A 16,874-nucleotide genomic window follows, 5' to 3' on the forward strand; every position below is an offset into this window, starting at 1 on the left:
GTGAAGCGCTTATGACGCGGGATAATACTCCAATATCCCATCTGAGAAAGCTTGATTTTTAAGGACTTTATATTCGTGATATAGTACGTATATACATACCATGTACCACAATACTAAATCGACGGAGATCCCATGGCTCGCGGCGGCATAAACAAAGCAGTAGTTCAAACGGCACGCCTGGCGATCCTTGCCCGCGGCGAGAACCCAAGCATCGACGCAGTACGCATCGAAATGGGCAATACCGGTTCGAAAACCACGATCCATCGCTACCTGAAGGAGCTGGACGACAGCGAAAGTCGCCTAACCATCACCGAAGCGCCGATTGACGACGAGCTGGGTGAACTGGTTTCGCGACTGGCTCAGCGCTTAAAAGAGAAGGCTCAAGAGCCGATTGACCTGGCCTTGGCGCAGTTCGAACAGCAGAAAGCTGCCCTGCTTGCCGAGCTCGACGCGCTTCAAGAGGCCCACGGCCAATTCAAGCAGCAATTCGATATTCAGGCCGCGGCGCTGGCAGAAGAAAGCGCTGCGCTGCAAACAGCCAGTACCAGCCTTCAGACCGAGCAAACCCGTAATGCAGGGCTTAGCCAGGCGTGCAGTGATTACGAGCTGAGGATTAGCGATAAGGACGAACAGATTCGCTCACTGGAAGAAAAGCACCTTCACGCCCGCGACGCGCTGGAGCACTACCGCAATGCGATCAAGGAGCAACGCGAGCAGGAGCAGCGGCGCCATGAAGGCCAGCTGCAGCAGGTACAGGCGGAACTGCGCCAGGCCCAACAAAGCGCTATGGTGCGCCAGGATGAGATCACTCAACTGCATCGCGACAACGAGCGCCTACTGATCGAACATCGGGTGACGGCGAAGGAATTGACGACGCTGCAGGAGCAAGCCCGCAAAGATCAAGCGCAGCAGGCGAAGCTGAGCGAACAGATGAGCCAGATAGATAGCGAGCGCGCCCTGCTTCAAGAGCGTCTGCGGGTAGCCGTACTGGAAAGCCAGTCACGCCAGGAAGCGCTGACCGAACACCAGCACGCCAACAAGACCCTGGAACTGGACCTTATCAAGGCTCAGGCCAGTATCGAGGCATTGCGACTGGCGGCCGTCGTTGCAACGGCGCCAGAGGCAACGCCTAAAGCCTGATCAGTCCGCCACAGGCGTGCGCATGGTGACAAACTCTTCCGCCGCCGTAGGGTGCACGCCGATGGTTTCATCGAAGTGACGCTTGGTGGCGCCGGCCTTGAGCGCAATCGCAAGGCCCTGGACGATCTCACCGGCGTCCGGACCGACCATATGGCAACCCAGCACCTTGTCGGTGTCGGCATCAACCACCAATTTCATCAGGGTTTTCTCCTGGCAATCCGTCAGGGTCAACTTCATTGGCCGGAAACGGCTTTCGAAGATCTGCACCTTATGGCCGTTCTTTTTCGCCTCTTCTTCCGTCAAGCCGACAGTGCCGATATTCGGCAAGCTGAATACCGCCGTCGGGATCATTGCGTAATCCACCGGGCGATATTGCTCAGGCTTGAAGAGGCGACGCGCCACAGCCATGCCTTCGGCCAGCGCCACCGGCGTCAACTGCACGCGACCGATCACATCACCGATAGCCAGAATTGATGCTTCGGTGGTTTCGTACAGGTCATTGACCTGAACAAAGCCGCGCTCATCCAACGTGACGTCTGTGTTTTCCAGCCCCAGGTTATCCAGCATCGGACGCCGGCCCGTGGCGTAGAAGACGCAATCGGCTTCCAGTACACGACCATCCTTCAGGGTGGCCTTAAGGCTACCGTCGGCTTGTTTTTCAATGCGTTCGATATCGGCATTGAATTGCAGGTCCAGGCCACGCTTGGTCAGCTCTTCCTGCAGGTGCTTGCGCACCGCACCATCAAAACCACGCAGGAACAGATCGCCGCGATACAGCAGCGACGTCTTAGCACCCAGCCCATGGAAAATACCCGCGAACTCAACGGCGATATAACCACCACCCACGACCAGCACGCGCTTGGGCAGCTCTTTAAGGAAGAACGCCTCGTTGGAGCCGATGGCGTGCTCACGCCCTGGAATATCCGGAATCTGCGGCCAGCCGCCAGTTGCGATCAGGATGTGTTTGGCGGTGAAACGCTCGCCATTGATCTCCACTTGATGCGGATCAACCAAGCGCGCATGCCCTTCATGCAGGGTCACGCCACTGTTGACCAGCAAGTTGCGGTAGATGCCATTGAGGCGGTTGATCTCGCGATCCTTGTTGGCGATCAGCGTCGCCCAATCAAAATTCGCCTCCCCAAGGGACCAGCCAAAGCCACTGGCCTGCTCGAAGTCTTCGGCAAAATGCGCGCCGTACACCAACAGCTTCTTAGGTACGCAGCCCACGTTAACGCAGGTGCCGCCCAAATAGCGGCTTTCCGCCACGGCTACCTTGGCGCCAAAGCCCGCAGCAAAGCGCGCCGCACGAACACCGCCGGAACCGGCGCCAATTACATACAGATCAAAATCGTAGGCCATTTCACTCTCCTCGGCAGGACATCAGCATACCGACTTACATGGGGCTGAAAAACGAAAAAGCCACCCGGAGGTGGCTTTTTAGCAGCGGGCAAGCGTGAATCAGTAAGCCTTGCCAGTCTTGTAGAAGTGCTCGTAGCAGAAGTTGGTTGCTTCGATGTAGCCTTCGGCGCCACCGCAGTCAAAACGACGACCCTTGAACTTGTACGCGATCACGCAACCGTCTTTGGCCTGCTTCAACAGGGCGTCGGTGATTTGGATTTCACCACCCTTGCCTGGCTCGGTTTCTTCGATCAGCTTGAAGATGTCCGGAGTCAGGATGTAACGACCGATGATCGCCAGATTCGACGGTGCATCTTCAGGCGCCGGCTTCTCAACCATGTCGCGTACGCGGATCAGGCCATCACCAATGTCGTCACCGGCGATCACGCCGTACTTGTTGGTCTCTTGAGGATCAACTTCTTGAACCGCAACGATGGTGCAACGGTATTTCTGGTACAGCTTGACCATTTGGGTCAGTACGCCGTCGCCTTCCAGGTTCACACACAGGTCGTCCGCGAGCACCACGGCGAACGGTTCGTCACCGATCAGCGGGCGACCGGTCAGGATGGCGTGGCCAAGGCCTTTCATCTGGGTCTGACGGGTGTAGGAGAACGAGCACTCGTCCAGCAGCTTGCGGATACCGACCAGGTATTTTTCCTTGTCGGTGCCCTTGATTTGGTTTTCCAGCTCGTAGCTGATGTCGAAGTGGTCTTCCAGGGCGCGTTTACCACGACCGGTAACGATGGAGATTTCGTTCAGACCGGCATCCAATGCCTCTTCGACGCCGTACTGAATCAGTGGCTTGTTTACCACCGGCAGCATCTCTTTAGGCATGGCCTTGGTCGCTGGCAAGAAGCGAGTGCCGTAACCGGCTGCTGGGAACAAGCATTTCTTGATCATATAAGTCCTTACAAAGGGCTGTGCGTACGGAATTCGGCGCAGTCTAATCACGCCGCAGTCACCTTACAATGGGTCCTGCTGGCGTTGCGATGTCAACATAGAGAAAAAATGTCGGCGTAAGTTCCACTTATCTTACGAAGAACGTTTGCACCGCCACGGCAAAAAATGCCCCCGCGCCCCTGTTTAAAAGAGCGTAAACCCTTTTAGCACGCTTTCAAGGCCGGAACACTGCCTTGGAATAACTTGCGCGGCTGCTCGGCATTTGGCGCTATCATGATGACCTTGAACCAGACCACGAGATTGTTAATAGATGTCAGAACCCAAAGGCGTGAACGGCTACCTGATCACCAAGCGAGCAGACGGCTGGCACCTGATCAACTTCCACGGCGACAGCGTCGCGGGCGTTTTCGAGACCGAGAGCATGGCGATTGCCGTAGCCGAAGTGTTTGTGGATGAAGCGGGCCACGCGTCGAGCAAACGACCGAAGACCAAGTAAGCCTACAGGCCTACGCAAAAAGCCCCCGATTTAAGGGGCTTTTTTTGTGTTTATCTGTACCTAGATGGCAGTTCGCTATAATCTGCCGAAAACGCCCCACGACAGTGTCAGCGCCCTTCCCACACCCTCGACGACGAACACTCATGAACAAACTTCTGGCACTGACTGCGGTACTGGCGCTTGCCGGCTGCACCACCACTTCCGATGTCTACCTAAAAAACGGCGAGCAAGGCCTGACCATCGACTGCTCCGGCGAAGCCAACTCTTGGGCCAGCTGCTACGAAAAAGCCGACGCCTCCTGCGCAGGCACCGGCTATCGCATCGTCGGCACAGAGGGCACGCCATCCTTGAAGGAAAGCGACAAGACCTTGGGCCAGGACGTCGGCAATTTTAAAAACCGCAGTGTGGTGGTGGTCTGCAAGTAACTGCAGGCTACAAGTGGATCTCGGCAAACTTGATGCCCAGCTCCCTTAGGATCTCGGTCAGCTCATCAAGGCTGGCAAAGGATTCGACCTCATCCTGATCATCGACCAGGAAATAACTGCGCCCCCCGCTTTTCTTGAAGAACACGATCCATTCGCCAAGGTCGGCAGGATTCTGGATGACATGGGTCGCCGAGATTTGCCCCTCGGCCTGCCGGGCTTGGACGTGTTCACGCTTCATATCTGATTTTTCCACAACGGCATCAGCCAGAAATGCATTCTTCCCCGGCCTTCTTTACGTCGCCCGGGCGGATCGGCACGTTGGACATGCTCTCGTACAGCTTGATGCTGCTACCACTGGAACGCTCGTCAATTTCGAAAATCGCCGAAGGATCGGCCGAGAACTTCTGTGGAACGATCACCTGCACGCCACCGTCCTTATGCGGCTCGATCTGGGGCGGCCGGCGGGTAGTAGATAGTTTCCGAACCACACACGCGGCGTATTCCTGGGGTTTCTTCCCCGAAATGACCGCCAGCGTCGGTGGGGTCTGCTTGATATCTGCAACCGAAGCACACCCACCTATCGCCAAGGCCAGAACCAACACACTCCACTTCATACAAAATCTCCACTTAAAGACCCTACGACAGCCGGGATGGTAATTTTCTCCCGCCCACGTAGGATTTATCCCTGATTACTCGGTAAATAACTGTTTTAAATTGTCGACGACGTTGAAGACAGGCCGATAATAAACGCGCTGGGGCTGATAAACTCCATCTTAACCTACGTATCGTTCTGATTTTTCAGAAAAAGCCCTTCTGGAGACACCCTCATGAAATTCATTCACCAGCGCGAGCACCTCAATGAGGGAGATATCGTCGTCATCGAATGCTCGCAGACTTGCAATATCCGCCTGATGAGCGATGCGAATTTTCGCAGCTTTAAAAATGGCGGCCGTCACACTTACCACGGCGGCGCGTTCGACAAGTTTCCCGCCAAGATCACTGCTCCCAGCACCGGATTCTGGAACATTACCCTGGATGTAGTGACCCGCCGCGCCATCAGCGTTACGCGCAAACCCGCGCTGTCCCACAAGATTCGCATTGTACGTCGCACCAGCACCAAGCTGAGCTGATTCGAACACGCCACAGGAAATCACCGTGACCACCACCAAATACGTAATCAAGTACAAACTCAACGGCGAACGCCGCTTTGAGTTCGCCCAACTGACGACCAACAGCGTGGAAGAGGCCTTGCAGGCTTTGGCGAAAATCCATGATGCCAGTGATGTGATCACCGACATCAACGTGAGCAAGGCGCTGTAAGAACATGCCCGGCCCCACAGCCGACCTTTTCGCCGATGACGCCTTGCAACAACCCGCAGGGCGCGAGCAAATTGGTGAACAGTCCTACGTATTACGGGGCTTCGCCCTGCCGTGGATTGAGCGGCTTCTGCCCGAGTTGCGGCGCGTGCTGGCTCAATCCCCGTTTCGGCAAATGGTCACCCCTGGTGGTTTCACCATGTCCGCGGCGCTGAGCAGTTGCGGCGCCCTGGGTTGGACCACCGACACCAGCGGTTACCGCTACAGCCCGCTGGATCCGCGCAGTCAACAACCGTGGCCGGCACTGCCCGATGTTTTGCGACAACTTGCCGTCCTGGCGGCGGCAGACGCGGGGTTTATCGACTTCGCGCCCGACGCTTGCCTGATCAACCGCTACGTACCAGGCGCCAAAATGTCGCTGCATCAAGACAAGAATGAACGTCAGTACAGCGCGCCCGTGGTGTCGGTTTCGCTGGGGTTACCGGCGATTTTCCTTTTTGGTGGACACCAGCGCAGTGACAAAACCCAAAAGGTCTCGCTGTTCCATGGCGACGTGGTTGTCTGGGGCGGCGTTGACCGCCTGCGTTTCCATGGTGTGATGCCGATCAAGGAAGGCGTGCACCCGATCATGGGCCCGCAACGCATCAACCTGACTTTTCGCACCGCTGGCTAATTTGAGCGCAAGCTTCGGAGTGCCTGACCGGCGCGGCACGGCTAATCTGGCCGGGATCCGTCAAGAGTGCCGAACATGACTACCGAACAAGATCCGCGCTGGGCGGCGATACTCGCCCGTGATTCCAAGGCCGACACGCTGTTCGTCTACGGTGTGAAAACCACCGGCGTGTATTGCCGTCCCAGCAGCGTCTCGCGCTTGCCGCGCCCGGAAAATATCGAATTCTTCGACACACCCGCGCAGGCCGAAGCAGCCGGTTATCGTCCCAGCAAACGCGCCGCCGGTGATCAGACTCAACGGGCCGCGCAAGACGCACAACGGGTGGCCGACGCCTGCCGCCATATCGAGCAGGCAGAAATCCCACCCAACCTCAACACCCTCGCCACCCTCGCCGGGCTGAGCCCTTTCCATTTCCATCGGATCTTCAAAGCCGTCACCGGCTTGACGCCGAAGGGCTACGCCAGCGCACATCGCTCACAAAAAGTGCGCAATGGACTCAAGGCAAAACAGACGGTGACCGATGCCTTGTACGACGCTGGCTTCAACTCTAATAGCCGCTTTTATGAATCAGCCGACCAGTTGCTGGGGATGAAACCCAGTGACTACAAGGCCGGCGGCACCAACAGTGCAATCCTGTTTGCTGTCGGAGAATGTTCACTGGGTTCGATTCTGGTGGCCCAGAGCAGCCGCGGGGTGTGCGCGATCCTGCTAGGGGATGAGCCGGACCAACTGGTGCGTGACCTGCAAGACCAGTTTCCCAACGCTGACCTGGTGGGAGCCGACCACAACTTCGAACAGCTGATCGCACACGTCGTAGGTTTCATCGAGGCACCCGCCCTCGGACTGGATTTGCCGTTGGACCTGCGCGGCACCGCATTCCAGCAACGGGTCTGGCAGGCGTTGCGCGATATACCGGTAGGCGACACCGCGAGCTATGGGCAAATTGCCGAGCGCATTGGCGCGCCCAAGTCGTTCCGGGCTGTAGCCCAGGCCTGCGGCGCTAACTGTTTGGCGGTCGCGATTCCGTGTCACCGCGTGGTACGCAGCAATGGTGATCTGTCCGGCTATCGCTGGGGCGTTGAGCGCAAGCAGCAATTGCTCGACCGTGAACGCGACCACTAAACCCGCACGAAAACGCAACGTCGTCCAGTGAATAAAACGGACTGGCCGCACGGCGGATGCCCTGCTAAAACAGCGAAAAGTCCGACGATCGCTGGAGACGCACCCCATGAGCAACTGGCCAGACACGCGCATTCTCGACCTATTGGGCATCGACCTGCCCATCATTCAGGCGCCCATGGCCGGTGCCACTACCGCTGCAATGGTCATTGCGGCCTGCCAAGCCGGTGCACTCGGCTCAATGCCTGCGGCGACACTGAGTATCGAGCAATTGCGCGAGGCGCTGATCACTATTCGCCACGCCAGCGCCCGCCCTATCAACGTCAACTTCTTCTGCCACCAGCCGCCCGAAGCAGATGAAGCGCGGGATCGCCGCTGGAAGGCGTTGCTGGAGCCTTACTACCGTGAATTGGGCGCTGACTTTGAGGCGCCTACCCCTGTCAGTGACCGCGCCCCGTTCAATGACGCTGCCTGCCGGGTAGTGGAAGAATTCCGACCCGAAGTCGTCAGTTTCCACTTCGGCCTGCCGGAAACATCCTTGTTGGACCGGGTAAAAGCCACCGGCGCCCGGGTGTTGTCGTCGGCCACCACCGTGGAAGAGGCCGTTTGGCTTGAACAGCACGGTTGCGACGCAATTATCGCCATGGGCAGCGAGGCCGGCGGGCATAGAGGATTATTCCTCAGTGATGACCTCAACACGCAGATAGGTCTGTTCGCCCTCTTACCCCAGATCGTCGACGCCGTGAAGGTGCCAGTGATTGCCGCCGGTGGTGTTGGCGATGCACGGGGTATTGTCGCGGCGTTTGCCTTGGGGGCGAGCGCGGTACAAATCGGCACCGCGTATTTATTCACGCCTGAAGCGACGGTCAGCGCGTCCCATCACCGCGCACTGCGTCACGCACAGGCCAGCGAAACTGCGCTGACCAACCTGTTCACCGGCCGTCCGGCGCGAGGCATCGTCAACCGGCTGATGCGTGAACTGGGTGCAATCAACCCGGCAGCACCCGCGTTTCCGCGTGCTGGCGGCGCTTTGATGCCCCTCAAGGCCAAGGATGAAGCGGGTTTCAGCAACCTGTGGTCAGGCCAGGCACTGCGCCTTGGCAAAGACATGACGACCTACGACCTGACCCGCGAACTGGCCGAACAAACGCTGGCCAAACTTAAATAGCCCAGAAATAGGTGGCAACTTTGCGCTGTACCGGCGATGGCTAACCGCTATATATTCCAATACATAGCGGTTAGCCCTTCTCCCTAGAACAAGCCGTACATCCCAAGGAGCTGCTTCATGATGATTCACGCCTCACGCCTTGCCTTGCTGGTCGCTGCATTCTCTTTCGGCTCCGCCCACGCTGATGAGGTGCAAGTGGCCGTCGCCGCCAACTTCACCGCGCCGATCCAGGCTATTGCCGCCGACTTCGAAAAAGACACCGGCCACAAGCTGGTCGCTGCCTACGGCGCGACCGGGCAGCTCTACACCCAGATCAAGAACGGTGCCCCGTTTGAAGTGTTCTTCAGCGCCGACGACACCACCCCGCAAAAACTCGAAAGCGAAGGCGACACCGTCAAAGGCACGCGCTTCACCTACGCCGTGGGCACCCTCGCGCTGTGGTCGGCCAAAGACGGCTATGTGGACGCCAAGGGTGAAGTCCTGAAGAAAAACGACTTCAAGCACCTGTCCATCGCCAACCCGAAAGCCGCACCTTACGGCCTGGCCGCGACCCAAGTACTGGCGAAAGAAGGCCTGACCGAGAAGGTCAAGGACAAGCTCGTCGAAGGCCAGAACATCACCCAGGCATTCCAGTTCGTGTCCACCGGCAACGCAGAGCTGGGTTTTGTCGCCTTGTCGCAGATCTATAAAGACGGCAAAGTCACCAGCGGTTCGGCGTGGATTGTCCCCGCAGCCATGCACGACCCGATCAAACAAGACGCGGTGATCCTCAACAAAGGCAAAGACAGCGCCGCTGCCAAAGCGCTGGTCGAGTACCTCAAAGGGCCGAAAGCCGCTGCCGTCATTAAGTCCTACGGTTACGAGCTGGCCAAATAAATGCCCCTATCGAGTGCCGATTTTTCCGCTATCTGGTTGACCATCAAACTGGCGTCACTGACCACCGTGATCCTGCTGGTCATCGGCACTCCAATTGCCCTGTGGCTGTCGCGCACCCGCTCCTGGTGGCGCGGTCCCATCGGCGCGATAGTGGCCCTGCCGCTGGTGTTGCCACCCACGGTAATCGGCTTTTACCTGCTGCTGACCATGGGCCCCCATGGCTACTTCGGGCAGCTCACCCAATGGCTCGGCCTGGGCACCCTCACCTTCAGTTTCGCCGGGCTCGTCATTGGTTCTGTGATCTATTCCATGCCGTTCGTGGTGCAGCCGTTGCAAAACGCCTTCTCCGCCATCGGCACTCGCCCATTGGAAGTGGCCGCGACCTTACGCGCCAATCCATGGGATACATTCTTTACGGTCATCCTGCCCCTGGCGCGCCCGGGGTTTATCACTGCCTCGATCCTCGGATTCGCCCACACTGTCGGTGAGTTTGGCGTGGTGCTGATGATCGGCGGCAATATCCCGGACAAGACCCGCGTGGTCTCGGTGCAGATCTACGACCATGTTGAAGCCATGGAATACGCCCAGGCCCATTGGTTGGCCGGCGCCATGGTGGTGTTCGCGTTCCTCGTGTTGCTGGCGCTCTACTCCAGCCGTAAAACCAAGATGGGCTGGAGCTGATGTCGATGATTGATGTACGCCTGCAACTCAACTATTCCGGCTTTGCCCTGGAGGTGGACCTCCATCTTCCAGGGCGTGGTGTCACCGCGCTGTACGGGCATTCCGGCTCCGGCAAGACCACCTGTCTGCGCTGCATCGCCGGGCTGGAGCGCGCCGCCGACGGTTTTATCCAGGTGAACGATGACGTCTGGCAAGACAGCCGCAGCGGGTTGTTCGTACCGCCTCATAAGCGCGCGCTGGGTTATGTGTTTCAGGAGGCCAGCCTGTTCCCGCATTTGTCGGTGCGGGCCAACCTGGAGTTCGGTCTCAAACGCATTCCCCGCCAGCAGCGCCGGGTGGACATGGCCCAGGCCACGGAGCTGTTGGGGATCGGTCACCTACTTGAGCGAACCCCCCAGCACTTGTCCGGCGGTGAACACCAGCGCATCGGCATCGCCCGCGCCTTGCTCACCAGCCCGAAACTGCTGTTGATGGATGAACCGTTGGCCGCCCTCGACAGCCAGCGAAAAAATGAAATCCTGCCGTACCTGGAACGCCTGCACGACGAACTGGACATCCCGGTGCTGTACGTCAGCCATGCCCAGGATGAAGTCGCGCGCCTGGCGGACCACATCGTCCTGCTCAGTGACGGCAAGGCGTTGGCCAGCGGCCCGATCGGCGAAACCCTGGCGCGGCTCGACCTGCCGTTGGCGCGGGGCGACGATGCCGGCGTGGTGATCAACGGCACCGTCAGTGCCTATGACGCGGACTATCAGTTGCTGACGCTGCATCTGCCCGACAGCGCCCTGTCCATGCGCGTGGCCCATGCACCGCTGGCCGTGGGCAAAGCGCTGCGGGTCAAGGTGCAGGCGCGAGACGTCAGCCTCAGCCTGCAAGGATCGGAACCGAGCAGCATCCTCAACCGCTTGCCGGTAACGGTCATCCAGGAAATACCCGCAGACAACAGCGCCCACGTACTTGTACGCCTGGAAGCCGAGGGCACGCCCCTGCTGGCGCGCATCACCCGCTTCTCCCGCGACCAGTTGCACCTGCATCCGGGCCAGACGCTGTGGGCACAAATCAAGGCAGTCGCGGTACTGGCGTAACCATTTGGCACGACCGCAAAACGCTGTGGTCAATCAGACATACCGGCCTGATTTGTTGCCAAGGAACCCGCTATGCCTGACTCCGCGATCCCCGCCGACCTGCCCCGCGACCTGCATTACGTTGACGACACCCAGCCCGGCATTCGCCGCAAACATGTGCGCGGCAAGTTCCAGTATTTCAATGCCAAGGCTGAGCGCATCACAGACAAGGACGAAATCAAACGTCTGAACGCCCTCGCCGTCCCGCCCGCCTACACCGACGTGTGGATCTGCGCCGACCCGCGTGGCCATCTGCAAGCCACCGGACGCGACGCCCGTGGACGCAAGCAATACCGCTACCACCCACGCTGGCGCGAAGTGCGCGACACCGACAAATACTCACGCCTGCAAGCGTTCGGTAGCGCACTGCCCAAGCTGCGCAAGCAGCTGGAAGCGCAACTGGCCGAACCCGGTTTCACCCGAGAAAAAGTGCTGGCCACGGTGGTGATGCTGCTGGACGCCACCTTGATTCGAGTCGGCAATACCCAGTACGCACGCGACAACAAATCCTACGGTTTGACCACGCTGCGTAACCGCCATGTGGACGTCAAGGGCAGCGAGATTCAGTTCCAGTTTCGCGGCAAAAGCGGCGTGGAGCATCAGGTCAGCGTCAAGGATCGACGCTTGGCGAACGTGGTCAAGCGCTGCATGGAATTGCCCGGGCAGGATCTGTTTCAGTATCTGGACGAAGACGGCGAGCGGCGCACCGTCAGTTCCCATGATGTAAATGCGTACCTGCACAGCCTCACCGGCGCCGACTTCACCGCCAAGGACTATCGCACCTGGGCCGGCACCGCCATGGCGCTCGCCGTGTTGCGTGAGTTGGAATGGCAGCCGGAATCCGACGCCAAACGGCATGTGGTGGCCATGGTCAAGGACGTGGCCCGGCAGTTGGGGAATACACCGGCAGTGTGCCGCAAGTGCTATATCCATCCAGCAGTGCTGGAGCATTTCAGCCTGGGCGAACTGCACACCTTGCCCAAGCCTCGGGTGCGCAAAGGGCTTAAGGCTGAGGAAGTCGCACTGGCCATGTTCCTTGAACAGCTCGCCAAGGCGAGTTAGGCTCTGCCTCCTTTCTGCCCTATGGGATGACCGCCGACGTGAACCACTAAGCCTTCCAGAATGTACCTGCAACGAGCCGCCTGGCGTGCTTGTTGGCCTGTTCGACATTGCTTTGGAGGTGCTGATGACTCACGTCAACCGGCTGCCCGCGTTGGTTTCCCTGCAACACCTGTCTTTCCAATTCGCCAACGGCGAAACCCTGCTGGAAGACCTCACGCTGTCCATTGACCATACGCCCACCGGGATTGTGGGGCGCAATGGCCGGGGCAAAAGTGTTCTCGCCAAGCTGATCGCCGGGTTGCTTTCACCCTCCTCCGGCGCGCTGGATCGCCCGCCAAACGTGGCATATGTGCCACAGGCGGTTGTCGTCGAACCGGGGGATACCGTCGCCCAACTCACAGGGGTCGCAGACGCCTTGGCGGCGTTGGAGCGCATGGCCCAAGGCACCGCCAGCGTGGAAGATCTGGCATTGATCAATGAACGCTGGGACCTCGCCGACCGCTTACGCAGCGCTTTGGATACAGCGGGGTTGTCACAGCTGAGTGCCAGCACGCCTGCCGAGCAACTCAGCGGTGGCCAACTGGCGCGGGTTGTGGTGATCGGTGCGCTGTTGTCTGCGCCGCAGTTGCTGGTGCTTGATGAGCCCACCAACCACCTCGACAGCGCAGGCCGCACGTGGCTGCTGCGGGTTCTGGCTGATTGGCGTGGCGGCCTGGTGGTGGTCAGCCATGATCGGCAGTTGCTCAATAGCCTGGGGCGCATCATCGAGCTGTCGCCCCTCGGCGTGCGGGTGTATGGCGGTAATTACGATGCCTATCGCGTGCAACGAGACAACCAACAGCAGGCCGCTGTCGCCGCATTGGAGCACGCACGCCTGGAGCGCAGCCGCGAACGCAAGCGCCTGCAAAAGGACCACGACAGCCTGCAACGCAACGCAGCCCACTCCCGCAAGCAGGCGCAAGTCGCCAACATTGACCGATTCACCAAGGCACGCTGGAAAGGCGCGGCCACACAAATCGTCAGCACCGTACGCAGCGCCCATCGGCACCGCAAAGAAGATCTGGACAGCCAGGTGCGCCAGGCTTACGAGCGGGTACAGGATGAGTCGACAACGTTGCTCGCATTACCGGCGTCGACGGTGCCCAGCGGGCGCACAGTCGCGACCTTAATCGATGCCCAACTGCCGTGGCTGCCCGCGAGGTGCGTCAACATGCACCTCACAGGCCCGGTACGTGTCGCGGTGCATGGGCCGAACGGTTGCGGCAAGTCCACGCTGCTCAAGCTGTTGGCTGGCCAATGGCAAACGGTCACGGGGCAATGCAGCGTGCACGTGCCCAGTGCCTACATTGATCAGCATCTCACCCTGCTGGACAACCAGCGCTCGATCATCGAACAGCTCAACCTGCTCGGTACGCCGCTGACCGAAGCCGAGTTGCGTGCGCGCCTAGCCTTGCTGCAACTGGACGCCCTGCGCGTGACACAACCCGCGGTACAACTCAGCGGCGGCGAACGTTTGAAAGCCGCCATGGCGATTGCCCTGTGGCGCCACGTGCCCGCGCAACTGTTGCTGCTCGACGAGCCTACCAATCACTTGGACCTGGAATCGGTGAGGGCTTTTGAGCAGGCGCTGCAAGGGTTTAGCGGAGCGATGGTGGTGGTGTCGCATGATGAAGCGTTTGTGCAGGCGATCGGGCCGACGCACCGCTTGAACTGGACGCAGGAGGGCTGGCGCCTGGAAGCTGCCTGAGGTCATTGCATGCGTGGTCAAAGCGCCCTACCGTAGTGGCCGGATAATCTCACCGTGGAGCCCGGTCCTATGCTGCCTTCGTCCCGAAAGCCTTACGTCAATGCTGCACTTGCCCATCGACAGCGTTGGCGCGGCCGGGTCGGCATGATGCTGGTGGCCAGTCTTTCGGTGCTGGCGGGCATGACCGACGCCATCGGTTTTATGGCCAGCGGCGACTTCGTTTCGTTCATGAGCGGCAACACTACGCGCCTTGCGGTGGCAATCAGTGCCGGGGACTTGGGGCTGACGGCGCGATTGTTATTGCTGGTCGCCACCTTCGTGGTCGGCAACGCATTGGGCGTAGTAGTGAGTCGTTTTGGAAAGCGGCATGCACTACCTTTGCTGCTGTGTATTGCTGCGTTGTTGTGCGCAGGCGCGCTGTGGCCGTCAGACGATACCTTGCCCGCGTTGCTGGCAGCGATCATTGCAATGGGCATGCTTAATGCGGCCGTCGAAGAGGTCAACGGTTTGCCCGTAGGCCTTACCTACGTCACGGGTGCGTTGTCTCGTTTTGGCCGTGGCCTGGGGCGTTGGATGCTGGGCGAGCGTCGCAATGGCTGGCGGGTGCAGTTGATCCCGTGGGGCGGGATGTTTGTGGGGGCCGTGATCGGCGCGTTGCTGGAGCAGCAGATGGGCCTGAAGGCGTTGCTGGTCAGCGCTGTGTTGGCTGGGGTGTTGGGGGTGGTGTCACTGAAGATCCCTCGTCGCTGGCACTTGGGATTCATGCCGCGATAAGGGGAAAAGATGCTCGCCCGACAATTTGGCCTCGACGTCCTTGTACTGGTAAAGAGCCATCAAGCCGGGCGAGCAGTGAGAATGATAAGCGAATGTCCGGCGGCTGTCCCGCCGGGCGTTTCCTAAACAGACTAAGGCAAGGGACTACAGACAAGTCGCCAGCGCGGCCAAACGACGCTTGGCAGGCATCTCATCCTCGGCGGCGTAGTATTTGACGGACGATCCGGCACCCGCACTTTGCACGTCGACGAAGTAATCGCCACCGGTGGTGTAGACGGTGAAACCACCCGCCCCGTTCGGCTCTTTGAAGCCGCCGGCATCGACGCCAAACACGCTTTCATCCTGCCAGCCAAACTGGATGCACTCGGCAACCACCAGGGTGGCCTTGTCCGATGCCAGAGTCTTGTAGGGGGCTCCCGAACGGGCTTCGTTCATCTTCGAACCTGCGCAGCCGGTCAGTGCCGCCAATACCAATGCGCCCATTACCACCTTGTGCATGCCATCGCCTCCATGAAAAAAAACGCGACTGTAGCATTGCCGCGCAGCTGACTGACGCCTGGATGAACTTTGTTTCACTGTGACGCAGGAGCGTGCCATCTATAGTGGCTTGGCTCATTTTTAGAAGTCTCCCTTCTGCCCGCCCTCCCGCGGGCTTTTTTTTTGCCTGCGCGTCAGAGCCACCAACGGAACAGATAGAACAACGCCATGCTCAGCAGCACCGTAAGCAGCACATTGCGCGTCCAGAACATCAACGCGACCGCACTGATACCCGCCAGCAAATAGGGATTGGCCGGACTCAGGTTGAGCTGATGGTCAGCGAGAAAAATAATTGGCCCGCAAATCGCTGTCAGCATCCCCGGCACGGCAAACCCGAGAAACTCCCGAGCGCCACGGTTGAGGCGCACCGGCAGGCGCGGTTCGATAAACAGGTAGCGGTTGAGAAATACCACCAGGCCCATGGCCACAATCATCAGGTAAATCATCGCTGCCCTACTCCCAATCGCTTGCAGACAAACCCTGCACTCATGCCCAGCACGCCGGACACCACCACCGCTGACTCCCAGTGCAGGAAACTCAGCCACACCGAACACAGCAGCGACACCGCCACGCAGACCACGGTCGGCACATCCCGCACAACGGGGGTGATCAGAGCGATAAACGTCGCGGCAATGGAAAATTCCAGGCCCAGTTGATCAAGACCGGGAATGCTTTTGCCCAACACGATGCCGGCCAGGGTGAACAGGTTCCAGGCGATATAAAACGTCAGGCCGACGCCCAAGGCAAACCAGCGATTGAAGGTCTGGCGATCATAGTGGCTGACCAGTGCGAAGAACTCATCGGTCAGTAGAAACCCCAGGCTCATGCGCCAACGGTTATTAAGTGCCGACAACGTGGGGCGCATATGCATGCCGTACAGCAAATGCTGGGACGTCAGCAGCAAGGTGGTCAGCACGATGGAAATCAGGCTGGCGCCACTCTTGACCATCCCGATGGCAACCAGTTGCGCAGCACCGGCGAACACAATGGCGGAAAGGCCTTGGGCCTGCAGCGGGGTGAATTGCGCATCGATGGCCATGGAGCCGGCCAGCAGCCCCCAAGGGGCACACGCCAGGGACAAGGGAATAACGGCGATGGCGCCGCGAGCGAAGGCGTAATGAGGTAAGGCAGTAGGCATGGAGACGGCTCATCGACAGACAGTCGACAAGCATGCCAGCGTAATCAGGGAGTTGTCTTGAACGATCTTGCTCAAGCGAGCTTTACAGAGACCTGCTCCACCGAGTCGCGAGCTTCACGCAATTCGTAGGCGTCCTGGTTCAGACGATGAATCGTATTGAGCAAGCGCTGACGCAGCACTTCATCGCCGAGCTTTTCGACGGCGCGCATCAGGTCAAACGCCGCGGTTTCGTTATTTTCCGCGACGGAATCCAGGGTCTTGCGCAGGTTACGAGTGGCACGGGTCACGCGGGGTCTTCC

Annotated in this window: 22 protein-coding genes; 14 read left to right on the top strand and 8 right to left on the bottom strand. The window is 59.3% G+C overall.

What is annotated here, in order from left to right:
* Positions 1-132: 132 nt before the first annotated feature.
* The gene (locus LRO94_RS15010; RefSeq protein ID WP_179178951.1) at positions 133-1,140 is read left to right on the top strand and encodes a DNA-binding protein; all 1,008 of its coding nucleotides are present in this window, start codon (positions 133-135) and stop codon (positions 1,138-1,140) included.
* On the opposite strand, the gene gorA is transcribed toward LRO94_RS15010, so the two are convergent.
* Both gorA and galU read right to left on the bottom strand, forming a co-directional pair.
* On the bottom strand, positions 1,141-2,499 hold the full coding sequence (gene gorA, locus LRO94_RS15015) for a glutathione-disulfide reductase (protein ID WP_179178950.1): 1,359 nt from the start codon (positions 2,497-2,499) through the stop codon (positions 1,141-1,143). It lies immediately after the preceding gene.
* Between the two features lie 99 nt (positions 2,500-2,598).
* Positions 2,599-3,438, bottom strand: coding sequence for a UTP--glucose-1-phosphate uridylyltransferase GalU (gene galU / locus LRO94_RS15020; protein WP_003212579.1), 840 nt, complete (start codon positions 3,436-3,438; stop codon positions 2,599-2,601).
* A gap of 310 nt (positions 3,439-3,748) precedes the next feature.
* Between galU and LRO94_RS15025 the strand changes: the two genes are divergently transcribed.
* Both LRO94_RS15025 and LRO94_RS15030 read left to right on the top strand, forming a co-directional pair.
* Positions 3,749-3,934, top strand: coding sequence for a hypothetical protein (locus LRO94_RS15025; RefSeq protein ID WP_003191311.1), 186 nt, complete (start codon positions 3,749-3,751; stop codon positions 3,932-3,934).
* Between the two features lie 143 nt (positions 3,935-4,077).
* The gene (locus LRO94_RS15030; protein WP_032885705.1) at positions 4,078-4,359 is read left to right on the top strand and encodes a hypothetical protein; all 282 of its coding nucleotides are present in this window, start codon (positions 4,078-4,080) and stop codon (positions 4,357-4,359) included.
* Between the two features lie 7 nt (positions 4,360-4,366).
* Here the strand turns inward: LRO94_RS15030 and LRO94_RS15035 are convergent, their stop codons facing one another.
* Both LRO94_RS15035 and LRO94_RS15040 read right to left on the bottom strand, forming a co-directional pair.
* Positions 4,367-4,597 carry a hypothetical protein gene (locus tag LRO94_RS15035; protein WP_095184722.1) on the bottom strand — a complete coding sequence of 77 codons (231 nt, stop codon included), beginning with the start codon at positions 4,595-4,597 and terminating at the stop codon, positions 4,367-4,369.
* 22 nt (positions 4,598-4,619) lie between these two features.
* Positions 4,620-4,973 carry a hypothetical protein gene (locus tag LRO94_RS15040; protein WP_032885707.1) on the bottom strand — a complete coding sequence of 118 codons (354 nt, stop codon included), beginning with the start codon at positions 4,971-4,973 and terminating at the stop codon, positions 4,620-4,622.
* A 213-nt stretch (positions 4,974-5,186) separates the two neighbouring features.
* On the opposite strand from LRO94_RS15040, the gene LRO94_RS15045 reads away from it, so the two are divergent.
* The 11 genes from LRO94_RS15045 (at position 5,187) to LRO94_RS15095 (ending at position 14,900) form a co-directional block, all read left to right on the top strand.
* Complete coding sequence (locus tag LRO94_RS15045; RefSeq protein ID WP_003173824.1) at positions 5,187-5,489, top strand: DUF1883 domain-containing protein; 303 nt, start codon at positions 5,187-5,189, stop codon at positions 5,487-5,489.
* Positions 5,490-5,514: 25 nt separating this feature from the next.
* Positions 5,515-5,679: a hypothetical protein gene (locus tag LRO94_RS15050; protein WP_095184721.1), complete on the top strand. Its 165-nt coding sequence runs from the start codon at positions 5,515-5,517 to the stop codon at positions 5,677-5,679.
* Between the two features lie 4 nt (positions 5,680-5,683).
* On the top strand, positions 5,684-6,349 hold the full coding sequence (gene alkB, locus LRO94_RS15055; RefSeq protein WP_122765182.1) for a DNA oxidative demethylase AlkB: 666 nt from the start codon (positions 5,684-5,686) through the stop codon (positions 6,347-6,349).
* Positions 6,350-6,424: 75 nt separating this feature from the next.
* On the top strand, positions 6,425-7,471 hold the full coding sequence (ada, locus tag LRO94_RS15060) for a bifunctional DNA-binding transcriptional regulator/O6-methylguanine-DNA methyltransferase Ada (RefSeq protein WP_122753419.1): 1,047 nt from the start codon (positions 6,425-6,427) through the stop codon (positions 7,469-7,471).
* Between the two features lie 106 nt (positions 7,472-7,577).
* On the top strand, positions 7,578-8,636 hold the full coding sequence (locus tag LRO94_RS15065) for an NAD(P)H-dependent flavin oxidoreductase (RefSeq protein WP_179178949.1): 1,059 nt from the start codon (positions 7,578-7,580) through the stop codon (positions 8,634-8,636).
* Between the two features lie 117 nt (positions 8,637-8,753).
* Complete coding sequence (modA, locus tag LRO94_RS15070; protein WP_179178948.1) at positions 8,754-9,512, top strand: molybdate ABC transporter substrate-binding protein; 759 nt, start codon at positions 8,754-8,756, stop codon at positions 9,510-9,512.
* Positions 9,513-10,193, top strand: coding sequence for a molybdate ABC transporter permease subunit (gene modB, locus LRO94_RS15075; RefSeq protein WP_179178947.1), 681 nt, complete (start codon positions 9,513-9,515; stop codon positions 10,191-10,193).
* Between the two features lie 5 nt (positions 10,194-10,198).
* The gene (modC, locus tag LRO94_RS15080; protein WP_179178946.1) at positions 10,199-11,278 is read left to right on the top strand and encodes a molybdenum ABC transporter ATP-binding protein; all 1,080 of its coding nucleotides are present in this window, start codon (positions 10,199-10,201) and stop codon (positions 11,276-11,278) included.
* Between the two features lie 72 nt (positions 11,279-11,350).
* On the top strand, positions 11,351-12,379 hold the full coding sequence (locus LRO94_RS15085) for a DNA topoisomerase IB (RefSeq protein ID WP_032885714.1): 1,029 nt from the start codon (positions 11,351-11,353) through the stop codon (positions 12,377-12,379).
* Between the two features lie 124 nt (positions 12,380-12,503).
* A complete protein-coding gene (locus LRO94_RS15090; RefSeq protein WP_179178945.1) occupies positions 12,504-14,126 on the top strand; it encodes an ABC-F family ATP-binding cassette domain-containing protein in 1,623 nt (540 codons plus the stop codon).
* A 69-nt stretch (positions 14,127-14,195) separates the two neighbouring features.
* A complete protein-coding gene (locus LRO94_RS15095) occupies positions 14,196-14,900 on the top strand; it encodes a YoaK family protein (protein WP_032885715.1) in 705 nt (234 codons plus the stop codon).
* Positions 14,901-15,044: 144 nt separating this feature from the next.
* On the opposite strand, the gene LRO94_RS15100 is transcribed toward LRO94_RS15095, so the two are convergent.
* From LRO94_RS15100 to LRO94_RS15115, 4 genes are all read right to left on the bottom strand, one after another.
* Positions 15,045-15,398: a hypothetical protein gene (locus LRO94_RS15100; protein ID WP_095184714.1), complete on the bottom strand. Its 354-nt coding sequence runs from the start codon at positions 15,396-15,398 to the stop codon at positions 15,045-15,047.
* Positions 15,399-15,571: 173 nt separating this feature from the next.
* Entirely contained in the window at positions 15,572-15,883 is a 312-nt protein-coding gene (locus tag LRO94_RS15105; protein WP_032885717.1) for an AzlD domain-containing protein, read from the bottom strand.
* The gene (locus LRO94_RS15110) at positions 15,880-16,575 is read right to left on the bottom strand and encodes an AzlC family ABC transporter permease (protein WP_095184712.1); all 696 of its coding nucleotides are present in this window, start codon (positions 16,573-16,575) and stop codon (positions 15,880-15,882) included. Before LRO94_RS15110 ends, LRO94_RS15105 begins: the two co-directional genes overlap by 4 nt.
* Before the next feature lie 71 nt (positions 16,576-16,646).
* Positions 16,647-16,862, bottom strand: coding sequence for a hypothetical protein (locus tag LRO94_RS15115; RefSeq protein ID WP_003191339.1), 216 nt, complete (start codon positions 16,860-16,862; stop codon positions 16,647-16,649).
* Between the last annotated feature and the right edge of the window lie 12 nt (positions 16,863-16,874).

It is taken from the genome of Pseudomonas sivasensis (assembly GCF_021391435.1).
Lineage (GTDB): Bacteria > Pseudomonadota > Gammaproteobacteria > Pseudomonadales > Pseudomonadaceae > Aquipseudomonas > Aquipseudomonas sivasensis.